This window comes from Pseudoduganella sp. R-34, assembly GCF_049904655.1.
GTDB lineage: Bacteria > Pseudomonadota > Gammaproteobacteria > Burkholderiales > Burkholderiaceae_D > Rugamonas.
Genome location: NZ_CP184572.1, coordinates 2,671,016 through 2,687,600 on the forward strand (window position 1 = coordinate 2,671,016; position 16,585 = coordinate 2,687,600).

Here is a 16,585-nt window from a genome sequence, read left to right on the forward strand (position 1 = left end):
ATGCGCAAACTCTTGCTGGCTTTGAGCCTGCTGGCCGCTTGCCTGACCAGTTCCGCCGAAAGCCCGATTGCGGCGGAACAACGGCGCAGCGTGGAGCAGACTTTCCTGACCTTCCCTGAATGGTTCCTGGTGCACAGCCCGGCCGAATACGCCCGCTATGTGAAGCAGCATCCGGCCCACAACTTCCCCTTCCTCGGGCATGTAGGCCAGATCTGGACCAGTTATGCAGCCGTGACTGAAGAACAGGTGCGTGCCAGGTATCCGGGCAACGCCGGCTATCACGTGATGATCGGCGTCATCGGCGGCAGTACCTCGGTGGAATATGGCTTGCGCTCGCTGTATGAAAACACGCTGGGCCGCATCAGCTGGGCCACCGCCTCGGCGCTGACGCCGGAAGACGAATACGGCGCGCGCGTGGCGCAGGATTACGTCGACTTCATCCGCAAGGAGCCTTGGTACCTGTACAACTTCAGCACCAAGCTGAAAGGCCTGTGGACGGATACGCCGCTGTTCGGCGCCAATATGCTGCGCAAGCTCGAGCGGCGCTATGCCTTGACCACCGAATACCTGGTGAAGGCGGCCTACGGCAAGTTGATCAAGCTGGCGACCAGTGCCGCCTACGAGCCGGCCCTGATGACGACGCAGGTGGTGGTCGACCACGAGCCTTACGACCTGGCCGACATGCCCAACGTCAAGCTGCTGCGCATGCTGGACGATGGCCGCGCCGTGCTGGAGCTGCCGCGCTATTACGACTTCCGCCTGGCAGCAACGCGCCTTGGGCTGCAGGACGTGCAGTTGCAGGACATTGCCGGCAACAGCGGCGTCATCCTGGTGACGGTGCTGACGCGCGGGCAGGGCACGGCGGCGCCACCGGACACGCGGGTGTTGTTCGAACAGCCGATCCTGACCGAACCGGGGCGCAAGCGGGTGGCGCTGGTGATGCGGGTGTCGGCATTGTCACGCTACCTGGTCGACGCGCCGCGCCAGGGCGTCGAGGTGGAGCACGTGTACGACTATTAATGCCGGCCGCGGCCAGCGCTCGCCAGGCAGGCCTCAGCCTGCTTCGCCTTTTTCGCCTTGCCGGTTGCCGCCGCGCGCAGTCTGTCGACTCTCGCCGCCTTTGCGCCCGATTTCCGCCATGTGCTCGCGGTTGCGGCTCACCACTTCGCCGCCTTTCTGGCCGGCGCGGCGCGCTTCTTCCGGGGTGAATTCATGCGCCGTGCCCTTCTGGTGCGCGGCCTGGCCGCCCTTGCTGGCAATCATGCGCTGGGTTTCCTTATCCATCGCTGCGAAGCCGCGCTTGCCATTGCCGATTCTGACCTGCTCGTCCTGTGTAGCCATGATCCACCTCCCTCAATGTGCCCAGAAAGCCGGGCGTGTGCCCGGGCCGGAAGCAGCGTCGCGGCTGCTTCTTGGGCTTGGAGGGAAGGTCTGCAATAAAGTTCAAACTTTTTTTTCGGTTCAGGAACCAGCCTGCCCGGTGGCGGAACGTTCGCCCTCCGCTTCGGCGGTGTTGTTGCCGCGCACCGGGGTGGCGCCGAAGTCATGCTCCAGTTCTTCCTTGCGGTCCTTGAGCTGTTCGCACAGTTCGGCCAGGTTGGCATCGCTCTGGCGGACTTTGGGGAACATTTGCTGTTCTTCTTCGGTAACGTGGTGTTCCACGCATTCGTGCAGTTTTTGCACGGTGGCATCCAGCTCGCCGTTCCCGGTGGCCATGCCGCGAATGTGCTCGACCAGCTCCTTGATCGAGCCATGCTCCTCGAGGGCTTCATCGACTTGCTGCTGGTGGCCGGTCTCGGCGCGCACAGCGGGATAGAAAATCTCTTCTTCGATGGTGGCGTGAATGGTCAGGTCCATGCAGATTTGCTGCGCCAGGTCGTGCTTCAATCCCTGGTGCGAGGCATCGCATTTCTCGAATTCACGGAACAGTTTCTTGACCTTGTCGTGGTCGGCGGTGAGTAGCGCCACGGCATCTTTTGCCGTGGCGCCCTGGTTTTGCTGGCTCATGCTGGCTCCTTCGCTGCGTCGGTTAAGCCGCGCAGAAGAAGCCGCAGCGGAAGGGGCTCAGGCGACTTGCAGCACCAGCTTGCCGAAGTTCTTGCCTTCGAACAGCATGGTCAGCGCCTGCGGGAATTTCTCGATGCCTTGCACGACATCTTCCCGGCTTTTGATTTTGCCTTCCTGCAGCCATTTGCCGAGCGCGGCAACGGCTACGTGGTAGCGGTCGGCATAGTCGAACACGACCATGCCTTCCATGCGCGCGCGGTTCACCAGCAAGGACAGGTAGTTGGCCGGTCCTTTGACCGCCGTCGTGTTGTTGTACTGCGAAATTGCGCCGCAGATCACGATGCGGGCCTTCAGGTTGATGCGCGTGAGAACGATGTCGAGGATGTCGCCACCAACGTTGTCAAAGTATACGTCAACGCCATTTGGGCAGTGTTCCTTCAGGCCGGCTCGCACATCGCCGCCCTTGTAGTCGATGCAGGCGTCGAAGCCGAGCTCATGGACCACGAAATCGCATTTTTCCTTGCCGCCGGCAATGCCGACCACGCGGCAGCCAAGCTGTTTGGCCACCTGGCCGACGGTCTGGCCGACGGCGCCGGCCGCGCCGGACACCACCACGGTTTCGCCGGCTTTCGGCTGGCCCACTTCGAGCAGGCCGAAGTAGGCGGTCATGCCCGGCATGCCGAGGGTGTTGAGCCAGGTGGTCGCGGGAGCCAGGCGGGTGTCGATCTTGTGCAGGCCGGCATGACGGTCGTCGGCGGCGCCGACCCAGTACTGCTGCACGCCGAAGCCGCCGCCGACCTGGTCGCCCACGGCAAAGCGCGGCGATTTGGAAGCGAGCACCTCACCCAGGCCGCCGGCGCGCATGACTTCGCCGATGCCGACCGGGCGGATATAGGATTTGGCGTCGTTCATCCAGCCGCGCATGGCGGGGTCGAGCGACAGGTAGAGCGTCTTGACCAGCACTTCACCGTCGGCCAGCTCGCGCACCGGCTCCTTGGTGATTTGCCAGTCGCTGTCCTTGGGCAGGCCGACCGGACGGGCGGCGAGGCGGAACTGGGTGTTCTCCATTTTTGCTCCTCTTTTATAAAAAAGTACGGTCATTCTATTCCGGAATTTGCCAGACGTGGCAATGTTCATGCGACAATACCGTCCCGCCCATGACTTGAAATGCCATGAATCACCCAGAATACATCCTTACGCTCTCTTGCCACGACCAGCGCGGCATCGTCCATCGTGTATCGGGATTCCTGGCTGAACATGGTTGCAACATCATCGATTCCGCCCAGTTTGGTGACGCGGAAACGCAACGTTTCTTCATGCGCGTGCACTTTGCGCGCGAGGATGCCGCCTTCACCGATGCCGTGCTGCGCGCGGATTTCGCCAAGGTGGCGGAAGCCATGGGCATGGAATGGGCGCTGCACGATGCGCACGCCAAGCCGCGGGTGATGCTGATGGTGTCCAAGATCGGCCACTGCCTGAACGACCTGCTGTTCCGCTACAAGAGCGGGCTGCTGCCGGTCGAAATTCCAGCCATCGTGTCCAACCATATGGACTTCTACCAGCTGGCGGCCAGCTACAACATTCCGTTCCACCACCTGCCGCTGGCAACCGGCGCGCCGGAGGAAGCCAAGCTGGCGCAGGAAGCCCGCATCGCGGAACTGATGGAAAACCACAAGGTGGACCTGGTGGTGCTGGCGCGCTACATGCAAATCCTGTCGCCGTCGATGTGTGAACGCCTGAAAGGGAAGGCGATCAACATCCATCATTCCTTCCTGCCCAGTTTCAAGGGCGCCAAGCCTTATGCGCAGGCGCACAAGCGCGGCGTGAAGCTGATCGGCGCCACCGCCCACTTCGTGACCGGCGACCTGGATGAAGGCCCGATCATCGAGCAGGACGTGGAGCGCGTCGACCACGCCATGGATTCGGATGCGCTGACCGCGATCGGCCGCGACGTCGAGTGCGTGGTGCTGGCGCGCGCCGTGAAATGGTTCGTCGAACATCGCATCCTGCTGAACGGCGACCGAACTGTAATCTTCAAATAATTAGTAATGGCACTGAAATCTACGATCTACAAGGCGGAACTGTCCATCGCGGACATGGACCGTAATTACTACGCAACCCATATGCTGACCCTGGCGCGCCATCCGTCCGAAACGGATGAACGCCTGATGGTGCGCATCGTCGCCTTCGCGATCCACGCCGACGAGGCGCTGGTGAATGCAAAAGGCATTTCCGATACCGAAGAACCTGACCTGTGGCAGATGGACCTGACCGGCGCCATCCAGTTGTGGATCGAAGTCGGCCAGCCGGACGAGCGCCGCATCCTGAAGGCCGCCGGGCGTTCCGAGAAGGTGATGGTGTATTCCTATAGCTCCGCCTCGCACGTGTGGTGGAAGCAGCTCGCCAGCAAGATCGACCGCGCCAGGAACGTCAGCGTGGTGAATATCGATGCCGAGGCCAGCGCCGCGCTGGAAAAGATGGCGCAGCGCTCCATGCAGCTGCAGTGCACGATCCAGGACGGCCAGATCTGGCTGACCGACGGCGCCACCACCGTGGAAGTCACGCGCGAGGTCTGGAAGTCCTGATCCGGCGAATCGGTGGCAGAATGTGCTCATCATGTTGCGCTACCTGATTGCCTTTCTATTCCTCGTCCAGGGGGCCACGGCCCAGGCGGTGACGCAGGCTGAAGTCATGGCCGGTTCCGCAAAGCTGTATCGCGGGCAGATCGATGAGCTTCGCAAAGGCTATCGCCTTGACGACGATGAGCATTTTGGCGCGCGCGTGGCAGTGCTGGCGCGCCCCTTGATCGAGCAGGCGAAGCGCGAGTTTCCGGAAACCACCGCATGGGACTGGGAGTTGCACACCACGACCGACGGCGATGCCAATGCCTTTGCCATGGCGGGCGGCAAGCTCCTGGTCAGCCGCGCCTATATCGATGAGCTGGCGCTCTCCGATGCGGAACTGGCAATGCTGCTGGCGCACGAAATCATGCACGCGGTACTGCGCCACAACCTGAAGGAATTCGAAGAGGCGCTGCGGCTCGAACCGGGGCGGGCGACGCAGCCCTTCGCCGAATTCGAACACGATATCGACAACGATAGTGCCCTGATGCGCAAACTGGCGAGTTTCAATCAGCAGCAGGAATTGGAAGCCGACCGCGAAGGCCTGCTGTTTGCGGCGCGCGCCGGATGGCCGCCGCAGGCGCTGGCGGCCTATTTCCGCAAGCTGGCAAAGCACAGCCACTCCCCCAATTTCGCACGCTTCGACCATCCTTCACCCGCCAGCCGCTGGCGCGCCGCGCGCGAGCTGGCTGCGCAAATGGAAGCGTCCCGCTAGGCTATAATGCCCGCCATGCATATGAAATCGTCAACCCGCTTGCGCTGGATCTGGATCGCGTGCTTCGCCATCCTGATGAACGCACTTGCGCCGGCAATTTCGCATGCGATGAACGGCAAGCCGCGCACATGGGAGATCTGCCTGAACGACGGCACGCGCGTGACCGGTGTCGGCGATCTCGATTACGCCACCTTCGTGGCCGTGATCGACCGCAGCAAAGCGCAGTCCCCGGCGCAACCAATGGCGCAAATGGACATGGAAGACTGTTCCTACTGCTTGCCGCATGCCGGCTGGTTTGGCCTCCCGCCAACCGACCTTGCCTTGCCGTTGCCCCTCGACGGTGCGACCATGTGCCCAACCCTGTTCTACCAGTCGCCACAACCACTGCCGGTGTGGTCTGCGTCCAATCCGCGAGGACCGCCTGCACACGCCTGATTTCGTCCCCCATTTAACGAATCAAGGAGTGAAAAATGAAAAAGCAGTTCTTCGCGTTCGCAATGTCGATCGCCTTCGCCGCCTCCGCCGCGGCACAAGTTACCGTGCGCGAGCCATGGATTCGCGCCACCGTGCCGGCCGCACAGGCCACCGGCGCCTTCATGGAGCTCGTTTCCAAACAGGACGCGCGCCTGGTGGAAGTGCGTTCGCCTGCCGCCGGCATTATTGAAATCCACCAGATGTCGATGCAGGGCGACCGCATGATGATGTCGGCCGTCGAAGGCATCGACCTCCCGGCCGGCAAGCCGGTGGCGCTGGCATCGGGCGGCTACCACATCATGATGATGGACCTGAAGCGCCAGATGAAGGCGGGCGAAACGGTGCCCATGACGCTGGTGATCCAGGGCAAGGGCAAGAAGCAGGAGACGGTGCAAGTGCAAGTGCCGGTCAAGCCGCTGTCGTACACCGCTCCCAAGCACTAAGGAGCCGACCATGAAAAAATACCTGATGGCCGCAGCACTGCTCGCGGCAGCGTCCGCGCACGCCCATATCTCGCTGGAGCAGCGTGAATTTGCGGCGGGCAGCTACCAGAAGCTGGTGTTCCGTGTCGGCCATGGTTGCAATGGCAGCCCCACGGTGGCGGTCAGCATCCGGCTGCCGGAAGGCTTTGCGCCGATGAAGCCCATGCTGAAGAATGGCTGGAGCATCGAACGCACGCCCGACAGCCTGGCCTGGCGCGGCGGTCCCTTGCCTGACGAGTTCTACGACGAATTTGTCATGTTCGGCAAAATGCCGGCGGCGGGCAGCCACACCTTCAAGATCGTCCAGTCCTGCCAGTTCGGCAGCGCGAACTGGGAAGCCACCCTCGAAACGCGCTAGGGGCTGATCATGAAATGCCAATACAAACCGCTGGCCGCAATGCTGGCGGCGATGGGCCTGGCTTGCCCGGCGCAAGCGGACCACGTGGTGACGATCAACGGTGGCCGCCCGACGTCGCTGCCTACGCAGATACCGACTACGATCGAAGGGATCACCGGGGCGCTGGTGGAAGACCGCATCAACGCCTTCGATAGCGAGGATGCGCTGAAATACCTGCCAAGCCTGAATGTGCGCAAGCGTTTTATCGGCGATTACGACCATGCTGTGCTGGCCAGCCGCGCTTCCGGCACTGGCAACAGTGCACGTTCACTGGTGTATGCGGACGGCATCCTGCTCTCCAACCTGCTTGGAAATGGCGCAAGCTACACCCCGCGCTGGGGATTGGTAACGCCGGAGGAAATCGAACGCGTCGACGTGCTGTACGGTCCGTTTTCAGCCGCCTATGCAGGCAACTCGGTGGGCGCGGTGGTGGATTTCCAGACCCGCATGCCAAGCAAGCTGGAGGCGCACGCCAAACTGTCGTGGGTGAGCCAGGATTTCGAGCAATACGGAACTGATTCTCGCCATGCCGGCAGGCAGTACAGCGCCTCGCTGGGTAATCGGACGGGCGCCTTGGCGTGGTGGCTGAACCTGTCGCGCCTTGACAGCGACGGCCAGCCGATCGCCTTTGCCAACAAGCTTTTGTCGGCAGGCGTCGCGCCAAAACCGGGCGAGCCGGCCGGCGTGGCCGTGACGGGCGCTGTTGGGGATCGCAATCCCGCCGGCAAGGATTGGTACATCCTTGGCAGCACGGGCCAGGTGAACACGGTGCAGGATCACGCCAAGCTGAAGCTGGCATATGATTTGTCGCCAACGCTGCGTGCCAGCTACACGCTGGGCTGGTGGCAGAACGACGTGGTGCGCAGTGCCGAATCGTATTTGCGCGATGGCGCAGGCAATGCCGTGACCAGCGGCGCAATCAATATCGGCGGCAAGCGTTTTACGCTGCTGCCTTCCGACTTTGCTGGTGCGCGTGCGGACCTTGAACATCTGATGCACGGATTGTCGTTGAAAACGCATGGGCGCGGCAGCTTCAATTGGGAAATCGCCGGCAGTGCTTACGACTATTCGCGCGACCTCGCACGAGTGCCGACAGGAGGCGGGCAGGGCAACCTGACCGATATGGGAGGCAGTGGGTGGAACACTTTGGCGTTACGCGGTAGCTGGCGCGCTGGCACTATGCACCAAGCGGAGTTTGGCGTGCAGCGCGAGAATGCCAGGTTGCGCACGCATGTGACCAGCGTGCCGGACTGGATCGCAGGAGCAGGCGGCAAGCATGTGTCGACCTTCAATGGCAATACGCGGCTTGAGAGCCTGTATGCGCAGGATACCTGGCGGCTGTCGCCGGATTGGAAGGCAACGCTTGGCCTGAGGCAGGAAAGCTGGCGCGCATATGGTGGACAAATCTCGGGAGCGACTGGAAAGCTGCTGCCTTTCACCGGCCGCCGCGAGCAGGCCTGGTCGCCCAAGGCTGCGCTGGCGTGGCGTACGGGCGAGTCCTGGCGCCTGAAGGCATCCATCGGCCGTGCGGTACGTAATCCGACCGCGGCGGAGTTGTTCCAGGGTTCCATCGTGGACGACAGGATCGTCAACACGGATCCGAACCTGCGTGCCGAGAAATCGTGGACCAGCGAGCTGACAGCGGAGCGCATGACAGCGCAAGGTAGTATGCGCGCCACGCTGTTTGGCGAAGCCACGCGCGATGCCTTGTATTCGCAGCCGCTGACTGCGACTGTGAATACGGTACAGAACGTGGGCAAGATCCGTACACGTGGGTTGGAGTTGTCGCAACAGGCTGACGACGTCCTGACGCATGGGCTGACGCTGCAAAGCAGTCTTACCTATGCGGATTCCGAGATCGTCTCGAACGATGCCATGCCTTCCAGCGTCGGCAAGCGGCAACCGCGCGTGCCGAAGTGGCGCGCGAATGCCTTGGCGTCTTACCATGTGGGCCAGCACTGGACCGGCACAATCGGTGTGCGTTATAGCGGCAAGCAGTTCGGCACGCTGGATAACAGCGATCCGAATGGGGCAACGTATATGGGCGTGTCGGACTACCTGGTCGCCGACGTGCGCTTGCGCTACCGCTTCAATCGCCAGTGGACGGCATCGGTCGGCATCGACAACCTGAACGGCGAAAAGTACTGGGCTTTCCACCCATATGCCCAGCGCACGTTCAGCGCTGACCTCAAGTTCGACCTCTAGGCCCCCAGTGAACAACGCCCCGCCGGGGCGTTCTCCTTTGCGCGGCTTGACAAGCTGATCGCAGGTGAAAAATTAGAAGAATTTCTGAGGGACGATGGCCCGTGAACTTTGTGGCGACACGGGCCGGGACAGAGGCATTGATCAGTTCGGGTTGCCAGTCAGGCGCTTCACGCTGCCGGAGCCCATCACGCTCTTGGTGAGCTGCGGCTCACCGTAGTAGCTGACATCGCCCGAGCCAGCCACGCTGACCGACAGCGATTGCTTGGCCCACACCACAGCGCGGCCTGAACCGCCAATGCTGACCGCAGCTTCGCGCGTTGCCAGTTGCCCGGTACTGACCTTGCCCGAACCGCCAATCGACACCTTCAGTTTGTCGGCCGAACCGCTTGCCTTCAGGTTGCCGCTGCCGCCGAGGGAAACGGTGACGGACTCGCCTTCGATATTGCGCAAGTTCATGGAACCGGAGCCGCCGACATTGAAGGACAGTTTGCCGCCACGCAGGCCTTCCGCATCGACCGAGCCGGAACCGCCAACCGAAATGCGTTCCAGATTCTTTGCAGTGATCACAACCTTCAGGTTGCGGGTATCGAACTGCAGGTTGGGACGGACAGGACGAATCTGCAGGGTGCCATCTTCGACCACGGTTTCGATCAGCGGCAGGATGTTGTCATCCGATTCGATGCTCACGCTCTCGGTACTGCCGATGCGGACTTCGACGCTGCCAGGCAAGCCCAGGCCAAGGCCGGTGAAGTTGGCCGCTTCCCGCGCCTGCCTGGAGATTTTGCCATTGCCCTGCACGCGTTCGCCGGCAAACCAGCCCAGCGGGGCGGCTGAGACCACGGCAAGCGGAGCGGCGACAGCAAAAACGGATGCGGCGACCAGGGCATTGCGCATTGCAGCAGACATCTTCATCTTGTTTCTCCTCAATTTGAATAAGAAACATCGTATCGAAGCCTGCGCCCTGATGCCTGCGCAATGCGACAGGACGCCGCCTTGCGGGAACAGAATGCAAATGCCGCGGGCAGGGCGTCGCTCCTGTATCATTTCGCCCATGCTTACCATCATCATCAAACAGGGCAAGGAGAAATCCATCCTTGCCGGCGATCCCTATATTTACCTGTCCGCCATTGAGCGCGTCGACGGCCGTCCCGCAGAGAAAAACAAGCCAGGCGCCACGGCCACGGTCGTGTCCTCATCGCGCCAATTCCTGGCCCGCGCCGCCTATAACGCCAAGTCGCAGATCGCAGCCCGCGTCTGGACCCTGCGTGAAGACGAGCCGGTCGACCACGCCATGGTGAAGCGGCGCGTGCGTGCCGCCATCGCGCGCCGCATCCATTCCCTGCAAGCGGCGCGGCCAGATGAACTGGTGCCGATCGTGCTCGGCGATGAAGATGGCTTGTCCGGCCTGCTGGTGCAGAGTTATGGCGGCAAGGATGGCTATCTGGTGTGCCAGTTCCAGTCTGCCGCTGTGGAAGCGTGGAAGATTGCCATCGTGCAGGCCCTGATTGCCGAAACTGGTTGTCAAAATGTTTACGAGCGCGCGGACAAGCTGATCCGGGAAGGCGAGGGCCTGCATGTGAAGTCGCGTGCGCTGGCCGGCGAGGAACCGCCGCAACGGCTGACTGTGAGCGAGCGCGGCCGCAGTTTTGCCTTCGATATCCGTACCGGATTTGAATATCCGAAATAAATGTTGTTCACCAGCCACTTACATTCTACAAAGCAAATGCAATAGAATCTTGCGTAACAATTGGAGAACACAGGCACAATGGAAACCTCGCAAATTCGCACCCTGACGTATATCGAGAACGAAGACCACCCGGTCTTTGGCACCCTCGTCGAGCAAATCCTGCACCTGCTGAATTCCAAACTGGTTTTTTCGGACATCCTGATCCACCAGAACAGCCCTTTGCTGCTGCGCCAGCCGAAGGGCCTGGTGGCCGTGACCGATTCGCCGATCACGCGCGAAGAGCTGGAAGAATTCTTTGAAGTGGTGGAGCCGAACTGGCGCGAACGCATCCAGGACCGCGCTTTCGACCGCGCCATCGACCTGCACACCGCGCGCATCCGCGCCAACTGCTTCAGTTTCCAGGGAAAGAAGCGCCTCGGCTGCGTGATTCGCCGCTTCCCGAAAGAACCGCTGCTGTTGTCCGGCCTGGGCCTGCGCCCGACGGAAGAAAAGTTCGCGCAGCTCTCGAGCGGTTTGGTGCTGATTATTGGCGACACCTGCCAGGGCAAGTCGACCACCATCGCCTCGATGCTGGACGACATCAACAAGAACCGTTCCGGCCATATCATCACCATCGAAGACCCGGTCGAGACCCTGATCCCGCAACGCAAGTGCGTGATCACCCAGCGCGAAGTCGGCTTTGACGGCGACGTTGAAACCTTCGACCTGGGCGCCAAGGATGCGCTGCGCGAACGTCCCGACGTGATCGTAATCGGCGAGATCCGCGATGCGGAGACCGCACACGAAGCGCTGGCGCTGGCCGAATCCGGTCCGCTGGTGCTGGCCTCGCTGCATGCACGCTCGACCGAGCTCGGCCTGCAAAAGATGATCCGCCTGCTGGGCAACACCGAACCGCAACGCCAGGCACTGGCGCACGCCCTGCGCGGCGTGCTGTGCCAGGCGCTGATGCCGGCGATGGATGGCGATCGCTACTACTTGGGTACGGAAAGCCTGACCGTCAATCCCGACGTGGCGGCGGTGATCGAAAACGGCAATGTGGCCGACCTGCGCAATGTCATGGAGCGCAAGTCCGCCCCCGGTTGCTACACGATGAACGAATGCCTGCGCAAGCTGCTGGCCGAAAAGAAAGTCAGCATCGAAGACGCCCGCCACGCAACCACCGACCGCCTCGGCTTCGCCGACATGCTCTAAGATCAGCCGAGCCCGTGTCACACCTTGGGGTCACACCCCGAGTGTGACACGGGCTCATCCGATACCAGTTGAGGCCGTGTCACACTTCGGGTGTGACCCCAGGGTGTGACACGGACTGGGCTGTAGTTATTCCAGCGGTACGTTGCGGTAGCGGTTGACGGTGGTGCTTTCGACCGGTGAGGCGTTGTTGCCCCATGCGGCGCGCAGGTAGGATACTACTTGTGCTACTTCCACATCATTCAAGGAATGGCTGAACGGCGGCATGCCGTAGGGACGCGGGTTGCCTGCCGTGCCGGGGGCGAAGCCGCCATTCAGCACAATGCGGATCGGGTTTACCGCTTCGTCCATCGTCAGCGCGCGGTTGCCGGCCAATGGCGGGTAGTGCGGCGCGATGCCTTCGCCTTTTTCACCGTGGCAGTCTACGCACGCCTTGCTGTAGATCTTTTCGCCCGCTGCGAGAAAGGCGGCGGCTTCAGGTTCCTTTGAACGTTCGTACGGCTCGCGGCTGCCGCTTTCGTTCGGCAGCGATTTGAGGTACACGGCCATGGCGCGTGCGTCTTCATCGCTCAGGTGCTGCAGGCTTTCGCGCACGACTTCCGCCATCGGGCCGAACACGGTGGCGCGCTGCGAGACGCCGGTCTTCAGCAGGTCGGTGATGTCTTTTACTTCCCAGTCGCCCAGGCCGGCTTCCCGGTCGGAGGTGAGCGAGGGCGCGTACCATCCCAGCACGGGAATCAGGCCGCCTGACAGGCCTTTGTCGCTGGCGCCCAGGGCGTTGCGTTCGCTGTGGCAGGCAATGCAGTGGCCGGGGCCTTGCACCAGGTAGGCGCCGCGGTTCCATTCGGCGGACTTGCCGGCGTCTGGCGTGTACACGGCGGGCTTGAAGTACAGGGCGCGCCATACCGCCAGCATGGCTTGCTGGTTGTAGGGGAAGCGCAGGCTATGCGGCTGGCTGGCCTGCTTCACCGGTGTGATGGACTGGAAGTAGGCGTACAGCGCGTCCGAGTCGTCGCGCGTCATTGCGGTGTAGTTGGTGTATGGGAAGGCTGGGTACAGCAGGCGGCCATCCTTTGCCTTGCCGTTGTGCAGCGCGTTCCAGAAATCGTCGGCGCTCCAGTTGCCGATGCCGGTTTCCTTGTCTGGCGTGATGTTGGGCGACATCACGTTGCCGAACGGCGTTTGCAGGGCGCGGCCGCCGGCAAAGGCGGCGCCGCCGCGCGTGGTATGGCAGGCCATGCAATCGGCGGCCTTGGCCAGGTAGGCGCCGCGCGCCGCCTTTTCCCCGATCGGCAGGGTCTTCGAGGCGGCGCTTGGCGCCGGGCCGGTGTCGTGCTTGGGCCAGAGGAAGCCGACCGCTGCGACGACGAGCAGCAGCGGTACGGCGATGGCGATTTTCGTATTGCGCTTCATGGTCGGTTCTGTTTATTTGCGGATGCCGCCGCATTCCAACGGCAATTGTCCGGGCAGGGCGGGCGCTGGACGCGCGTTCGGGTCGGCCGGTTGCGCGGCCAGCCAGCCGGAGACGGCGGCAACGTCGGATTCGCTCAGGCGATTGGCCACTTCGGCCATGCAGTCCGGCACGTGCGCCTTGCGCTTCTGGTTGCGCCAGGCGCCGAACTGGGCGTTGATGTAGTCGCGCGGCAGGCCAATCAGGCCGGGAATCGCGGGTGCCACCCCGGTCATCGCCTCGCCGTGGCAGGCTACGCAGGCCGGCACTTTGCGCGAAGGGTCGCCCTGGTGCACCAGCACGCGGCCACGCTCGATCATTTGCGGCGTGGCGCTGGTGGCCGCGGGCGGCGGGTAGGGGGCGTGCTGTTCGGAGAAGTATTGGGCGATCTCCCTCAGGTAGGCATCCGGCAGCTGTTCGACCATATACGTCATCATCGGGTACTGGCGGCGGCCCTGCTTGAAGTTCAGGAGCTGGTTGTACAGGTAGCCGGCGGGCTTGCCGGCGATGCGCGGGAAGAAGGCGTCTCCTTGCTCGTTGGCCTTGTGGCAGGCAATGCAGGCGGCGACGCGCTGCTCGACGGTGTCCGGCAGGCTGGCCGGTGCGGCCAGCGCGGAGGTGACCACAACTGCGGCGCCAAATGAGAGAATGCGGAGCATGATGAATCCGTTTTTCTTGTGATGGGTCAAGGATACGCCTGCGAGGCGGAGAATAACAGGCTCAGAATGGCCACGGAATGAGGGTATCAGTTTGAAGCTTTACGAGGCGCTAGCCGATGAACTGGCGGGCTTGATGGCGTCCGGCGTGCTGCGGCCGGGCGAGAAGCTGCCTTCGGTGCGGCAGCAGCAGGAGCGGCGCGGCGTCAGCCCGTCCACCGTGTTCCAGGCTTATTACCAGCTCGAGGCGCGTGGCCTGATCGAGTCGCGTCCGCGCTCGGGGTATTACGTGGCTTCGCGGCGCTTTGCTGCCGCGCCGGAACCGGAGGTGTCGCGGCCCGATGCGGCTTCCACCCTGGTTGACGTCAGTGAGCTGGTGTTCCAGGTGCTGGAGGCCAGCCGGGCGCCGGGCAACGTGCCTTTCGGTTCCGCCTTTCCCAGTCCCTTGCTGTTCCCCGCTCGATAAGCTGGGGCGCGCGGTCGCGGCCAGCATGCGCCATATCGATCCGTGGAGCACGATTGCCGACCTGCCGCCGGGGAATGCGGAGTTGCGGCGCCAGATCGCTTTGCGCTACCAGCTCGATGGCTTGCAGGTGGCGCCGGACGACATCGTGGTCACCAATGGCGCGCTGGAAGCGCTGAATCTCTGCCTGCAGGCGGTGGCGCGGCCGGGCGACACGGTGCTGGTGGAGTCGCCGAGTTTCTACGCGGCCTTGCAGGCGCTTGAACGCATCGGCTTGAAAGCGCTTGAGGTGGCGACGCATCCGCGCGAAGGGATCGAACTCGGGGCGCTGGCTGCGGCGCTGGAGCAGCACAGGCCGAGCGCCTGTTGGCTGATGACCAGTTTCCAGAATCCGCTTGGCAGCCTGATGCCGCCGGAGAAGAAGCGGGCCCTGGTCGAATTGCTGGCGGCGCATGACGTGCCGCTGATCGAGGATGATGTGTACGGCGAGCTGTATTTCGGCGCGCAGCGGCCGGCGCTGGCGAAGCGTTTCGACAGCAAGGGACTTGTGATGCATTGCAGCTCGTTTTCAAAATGTCTGGCGCCGGGATTCCGGGTTGGCTGGGCTGCGGCGGGGCGTTTTGCGCGGCAGGTCGAGCGTCTTAAACTGACTACCTCGCTGTCGGCGGCGATGCCTTCGCAGCTGGCGCTGGCGGAATACCTGGGGCAGGGTGGATATGAGCGGCATCTGCGACAGTTGCGTGGTGCGCTGGCGGGACAGCAGCAGATGTTGGCGGCGATCGCGTCGCACTTCCCGGCGGGGACGCGGGTGACGCAGCCGCAGGGCGGGTATTTCCTGTGGGTGGTGTTGCCGGAGTCAGTGGATGCGCTGGAGCTGCATCGGCTGGCTTTGGCGCACGGGATCAGCATTGCGCCGGGGCCGATGTTCAGCGCGAAGCGGGCGTTTCGCAATTGCATTCGCCTCAACTACGGGCATATTTGGGATGAACGGCAGGCGGCGGCGATTGCGAAGCTTGGGGTGCTGGCGAAAACCGTGAAGCCAGTGTCAGACCCTTGGGCCTGACACTGGCTTCCCGGTTTTAGGTCGCTTGGGCGGCTTGATCGGCGGCAGCACGTTGCCGATGCCGATCCAGTGCCGGTACACGCGCAGCGCCACTTGCGCATCGTCGGCAGCGTACAGGATCTGCTTTTCATTGAGCCGCGGCGTGGCCCAGTTGGTGGTGGAGATCTTCTTGGACTTGGTCAGCGCCTGGCCGAAATACTTGGCGACAGCGCTCTTGGCGCCCAGGTCATTCTTCTGTCCCGGCACGCGCAGCACCACGCCCAGGTCCACCACTTTCAGCGGCTCGATGCCCAGCTTGGCGCGCACGCGCTTGATGTCGTCGGACAGGCCGAAGCCGATCTTCAGCGTCAGGTCCGATTCAAGGATAGCCTTGACCACGGCCAGATGGGGAAAGGCAGCGCCAACCTGGAACAGCCAGGCATGGCGGTCGTCGGCAAACTGGATCAGGTGCGGGCCGTCCGAGCTCTCGCCCTTGACAAAGGTCGGCTTGGATTCGGTATCGAAACCGATAGCATCCGCCGCCAGCAGGGCCGCTTGCGCTGCCTCCGCGTCGGCGGCGGTCTTCACGAGCCTGACGTCGGCCAGCCGGATGCCTTCATAAGGAGGCAGCTCGGGGACCGCTTCTGGCGCGTCGCTCATTACTTCCTGGAGAACTTGGCGGTCAGCGCCTGCAGCTTCTCTGCGCGGCGGCGCTCGGCTTCCTGGGCGGCTGCAGCTTCGCGTTCGGCAGCGCGTTCAGCCTTGCGACGCTCCACTTCTTTCTTGTAGCGTTCAGCCAGGGTTTCCTTGGCGTGCTTGCGGTGTTCGTCGGTGACTTCAGCGCCGGTGCTGCCATCCAGGTTGTAGCGGACGGTGGCTTTTTCCATGGCGCGCAGGTAGCGCTGCGAGGAGGTGTGGATGCCCAGGGCGGCGCGCATCAGCTTGCGGTTAAGCTCCGGCATCGCGGCGATGAGCTGTTTGTCGATGCCGATCGACAGCGGCAGGCTGTCGCGGAACGGGGCATACTGTTGCTGCAATTGCTTGAGCAGGGCGCGTGCGGAATTGGGGGCGGCAGGTGCGGCGGCTTGGCCTTCGGCCGGCTGCTGAGGGGTAGTGCTAGTGTTCATCGACTTCATAGGTTAATCAAGAGCCGCCAGCATACCACGACGCAAGCGCCCGGCGCATTGTGTTTTCGCTC

18 protein-coding genes and 1 pseudogene are annotated in these 16,585 nt (G+C 62.8%); 11 read left to right on the plus strand and 8 right to left on the minus strand.

Annotated features, from left to right (window positions below; genetic code table 11):
* Positions 1-1,020 (plus strand): hypothetical protein, encoded by a 1,020-nt coding sequence (locus ACN9MW_RS12365; protein ID WP_426171072.1) that lies wholly within the window; start codon positions 1-3, stop codon positions 1,018-1,020.
* A gap of 33 nt (positions 1,021-1,053) precedes the next feature.
* Here the strand turns inward: ACN9MW_RS12365 and ACN9MW_RS12370 are convergent, their stop codons facing one another.
* The 3 genes from ACN9MW_RS12370 to ACN9MW_RS12380 form a co-directional block, all read right to left on the minus strand.
* The gene (locus ACN9MW_RS12370) at positions 1,054-1,341 is read right to left on the minus strand and encodes a KGG domain-containing protein (protein ID WP_426171074.1); all 288 of its coding nucleotides are present in this window, start codon (positions 1,339-1,341) and stop codon (positions 1,054-1,056) included.
* A 120-nt stretch (positions 1,342-1,461) separates the two neighbouring features.
* Positions 1,462-2,007, minus strand: coding sequence for a hemerythrin domain-containing protein (locus tag ACN9MW_RS12375; RefSeq protein WP_426171075.1), 546 nt, complete (start codon positions 2,005-2,007; stop codon positions 1,462-1,464).
* Between the two features lie 57 nt (positions 2,008-2,064).
* Positions 2,065-3,075 (minus strand): NADP-dependent oxidoreductase, encoded by a 1,011-nt coding sequence (locus ACN9MW_RS12380; RefSeq protein WP_426171077.1) that lies wholly within the window; start codon positions 3,073-3,075, stop codon positions 2,065-2,067.
* Between the two features lie 104 nt (positions 3,076-3,179).
* On the opposite strand from ACN9MW_RS12380, the gene purU reads away from it, so the two are divergent.
* From purU to ACN9MW_RS12415, 7 genes are read left to right on the plus strand one after another with little or no spacing between them, the layout of a single operon-like run.
* Positions 3,180-4,049, plus strand: coding sequence for a formyltetrahydrofolate deformylase (purU, locus tag ACN9MW_RS12385; RefSeq protein ID WP_426171079.1), 870 nt, complete (start codon positions 3,180-3,182; stop codon positions 4,047-4,049).
* A 6-nt stretch (positions 4,050-4,055) separates the two neighbouring features.
* Positions 4,056-4,592, plus strand: coding sequence for a YaeQ family protein (locus tag ACN9MW_RS12390; protein ID WP_426171081.1), 537 nt, complete (start codon positions 4,056-4,058; stop codon positions 4,590-4,592).
* A 31-nt stretch (positions 4,593-4,623) separates the two neighbouring features.
* Complete coding sequence (locus ACN9MW_RS12395; RefSeq protein ID WP_426171083.1) at positions 4,624-5,343, plus strand: M48 family metalloprotease; 720 nt, start codon at positions 4,624-4,626, stop codon at positions 5,341-5,343.
* A 21-nt stretch (positions 5,344-5,364) separates the two neighbouring features.
* Complete coding sequence (locus ACN9MW_RS12400) at positions 5,365-5,778, plus strand: DUF2946 domain-containing protein (protein WP_426171084.1); 414 nt, start codon at positions 5,365-5,367, stop codon at positions 5,776-5,778.
* A gap of 35 nt (positions 5,779-5,813) precedes the next feature.
* Positions 5,814-6,260 (plus strand): copper chaperone PCu(A)C, encoded by a 447-nt coding sequence (locus tag ACN9MW_RS12405; protein WP_426171086.1) that lies wholly within the window; start codon positions 5,814-5,816, stop codon positions 6,258-6,260.
* 10 nt (positions 6,261-6,270) lie between these two features.
* Positions 6,271-6,657, plus strand: coding sequence for a YcnI family protein (locus ACN9MW_RS12410; RefSeq protein WP_426171088.1), 387 nt, complete (start codon positions 6,271-6,273; stop codon positions 6,655-6,657).
* Between the two features lie 9 nt (positions 6,658-6,666).
* The gene (locus ACN9MW_RS12415; RefSeq protein WP_426171089.1) at positions 6,667-8,901 is read left to right on the plus strand and encodes a TonB-dependent receptor; all 2,235 of its coding nucleotides are present in this window, start codon (positions 6,667-6,669) and stop codon (positions 8,899-8,901) included.
* A gap of 141 nt (positions 8,902-9,042) precedes the next feature.
* Here ACN9MW_RS12415 and ACN9MW_RS12420 read toward each other — a convergent pair whose 3' ends face one another.
* Positions 9,043-9,813 carry a head GIN domain-containing protein gene (locus ACN9MW_RS12420; RefSeq protein ID WP_426171091.1) on the minus strand — a complete coding sequence of 257 codons (771 nt, stop codon included), beginning with the start codon at positions 9,811-9,813 and terminating at the stop codon, positions 9,043-9,045.
* 139 nt (positions 9,814-9,952) lie between these two features.
* Between ACN9MW_RS12420 and ACN9MW_RS12425 the strand changes: the two genes are divergently transcribed.
* Both ACN9MW_RS12425 and ACN9MW_RS12430 read left to right on the plus strand, forming a co-directional pair.
* Complete coding sequence (locus tag ACN9MW_RS12425; RefSeq protein ID WP_426171093.1) at positions 9,953-10,588, plus strand: SAM-dependent methyltransferase; 636 nt, start codon at positions 9,953-9,955, stop codon at positions 10,586-10,588.
* 78 nt (positions 10,589-10,666) lie between these two features.
* A complete protein-coding gene (locus tag ACN9MW_RS12430; RefSeq protein WP_426171094.1) occupies positions 10,667-11,779 on the plus strand; it encodes a type IV pilus twitching motility protein PilT in 1,113 nt (370 codons plus the stop codon).
* A gap of 126 nt (positions 11,780-11,905) precedes the next feature.
* Here ACN9MW_RS12430 and ACN9MW_RS12435 read toward each other — a convergent pair whose 3' ends face one another.
* Complete coding sequence (locus ACN9MW_RS12435; protein WP_426171096.1) at positions 11,906-13,189, minus strand: c-type cytochrome; 1,284 nt, start codon at positions 13,187-13,189, stop codon at positions 11,906-11,908.
* A 12-nt stretch (positions 13,190-13,201) separates the two neighbouring features.
* Positions 13,202-13,885 (minus strand): c-type cytochrome, encoded by a 684-nt coding sequence (locus ACN9MW_RS12440; RefSeq protein ID WP_426171099.1) that lies wholly within the window; start codon positions 13,883-13,885, stop codon positions 13,202-13,204.
* Positions 13,886-13,976: 91 nt separating this feature from the next.
* On the opposite strand from ACN9MW_RS12440, the pseudogene ACN9MW_RS12445 reads away from it, so the two are divergent.
* A pseudogene (locus tag ACN9MW_RS12445) lies at positions 13,977-15,408 on the plus strand (PLP-dependent aminotransferase family protein).
* Here ACN9MW_RS12445 and ACN9MW_RS12450 read toward each other — a convergent pair.
* Positions 15,391-16,047, minus strand: coding sequence for a 3'-5' exonuclease (locus tag ACN9MW_RS12450; protein ID WP_426171100.1), 657 nt, complete (start codon positions 16,045-16,047; stop codon positions 15,391-15,393). The pseudogene ACN9MW_RS12445 and the gene ACN9MW_RS12450 overlap by 18 nt on opposite strands.
* A complete protein-coding gene (locus ACN9MW_RS12455; RefSeq protein WP_426171102.1) occupies positions 16,047-16,523 on the minus strand; it encodes a ProQ/FINO family protein in 477 nt (158 codons plus the stop codon). The genes ACN9MW_RS12450 and ACN9MW_RS12455 overlap by 1 nt, the downstream gene beginning before the upstream one ends.
* Positions 16,524-16,585 lie beyond the last annotated feature (62 nt).

Excerpts from the sequence above, each read along its gene's own strand:
- ACN9MW_RS12415 (WP_426171089.1), top strand. The coding sequence starts at position 6,667 with ATGAAATGCCAATACAAACCGCTGGCCGCAATGCTGGCGGCGATGGGC.
- ACN9MW_RS12380 (WP_426171077.1), bottom strand. The coding sequence starts at position 3,075 with ATGGAGAACACCCAGTTCCGCCTCGCCGCCCGTCCGGTCGGCCTGCCC.
- ACN9MW_RS12390 (WP_426171081.1), top strand. The coding sequence starts at position 4,056 with ATGGCACTGAAATCTACGATCTACAAGGCGGAACTGTCCATCGCGGAC.
- ACN9MW_RS12365 (WP_426171072.1), top strand. The coding sequence starts at position 1 with ATGCGCAAACTCTTGCTGGCTTTGAGCCTGCTGGCCGCTTGCCTGACC.
- ACN9MW_RS12395 (WP_426171083.1), top strand. The coding sequence starts at position 4,624 with ATGTTGCGCTACCTGATTGCCTTTCTATTCCTCGTCCAGGGGGCCACG.
- ACN9MW_RS12370 (WP_426171074.1), bottom strand. The coding sequence starts at position 1,341 with ATGGCTACACAGGACGAGCAGGTCAGAATCGGCAATGGCAAGCGCGGC.
- ACN9MW_RS12375 (WP_426171075.1), bottom strand. The coding sequence starts at position 2,007 with ATGAGCCAGCAAAACCAGGGCGCCACGGCAAAAGATGCCGTGGCGCTA.
- ACN9MW_RS12420 (WP_426171091.1), bottom strand. The coding sequence starts at position 9,813 with ATGAAGATGTCTGCTGCAATGCGCAATGCCCTGGTCGCCGCATCCGTT.
- ACN9MW_RS12455 (WP_426171102.1), bottom strand. The coding sequence starts at position 16,523 with ATGAAGTCGATGAACACTAGCACTACCCCTCAGCAGCCGGCCGAAGGC.
- ACN9MW_RS12425 (WP_426171093.1), top strand. The coding sequence starts at position 9,953 with ATGCTTACCATCATCATCAAACAGGGCAAGGAGAAATCCATCCTTGCC.
- ACN9MW_RS12410 (WP_426171088.1), top strand. The coding sequence starts at position 6,271 with ATGAAAAAATACCTGATGGCCGCAGCACTGCTCGCGGCAGCGTCCGCG.
- ACN9MW_RS12400 (WP_426171084.1), top strand. The coding sequence starts at position 5,365 with ATGAAATCGTCAACCCGCTTGCGCTGGATCTGGATCGCGTGCTTCGCC.
- ACN9MW_RS12430 (WP_426171094.1), top strand. The coding sequence starts at position 10,667 with ATGGAAACCTCGCAAATTCGCACCCTGACGTATATCGAGAACGAAGAC.
- ACN9MW_RS12450 (WP_426171100.1), bottom strand. The coding sequence starts at position 16,047 with ATGAGCGACGCGCCAGAAGCGGTCCCCGAGCTGCCTCCTTATGAAGGC.
- ACN9MW_RS12435 (WP_426171096.1), bottom strand. The coding sequence starts at position 13,189 with ATGAAGCGCAATACGAAAATCGCCATCGCCGTACCGCTGCTGCTCGTC.
- ACN9MW_RS12440 (WP_426171099.1), bottom strand. The coding sequence starts at position 13,885 with ATGCTCCGCATTCTCTCATTTGGCGCCGCAGTTGTGGTCACCTCCGCG.
- purU (WP_426171079.1), top strand. The coding sequence starts at position 3,180 with ATGAATCACCCAGAATACATCCTTACGCTCTCTTGCCACGACCAGCGC.
- ACN9MW_RS12405 (WP_426171086.1), top strand. The coding sequence starts at position 5,814 with ATGAAAAAGCAGTTCTTCGCGTTCGCAATGTCGATCGCCTTCGCCGCC.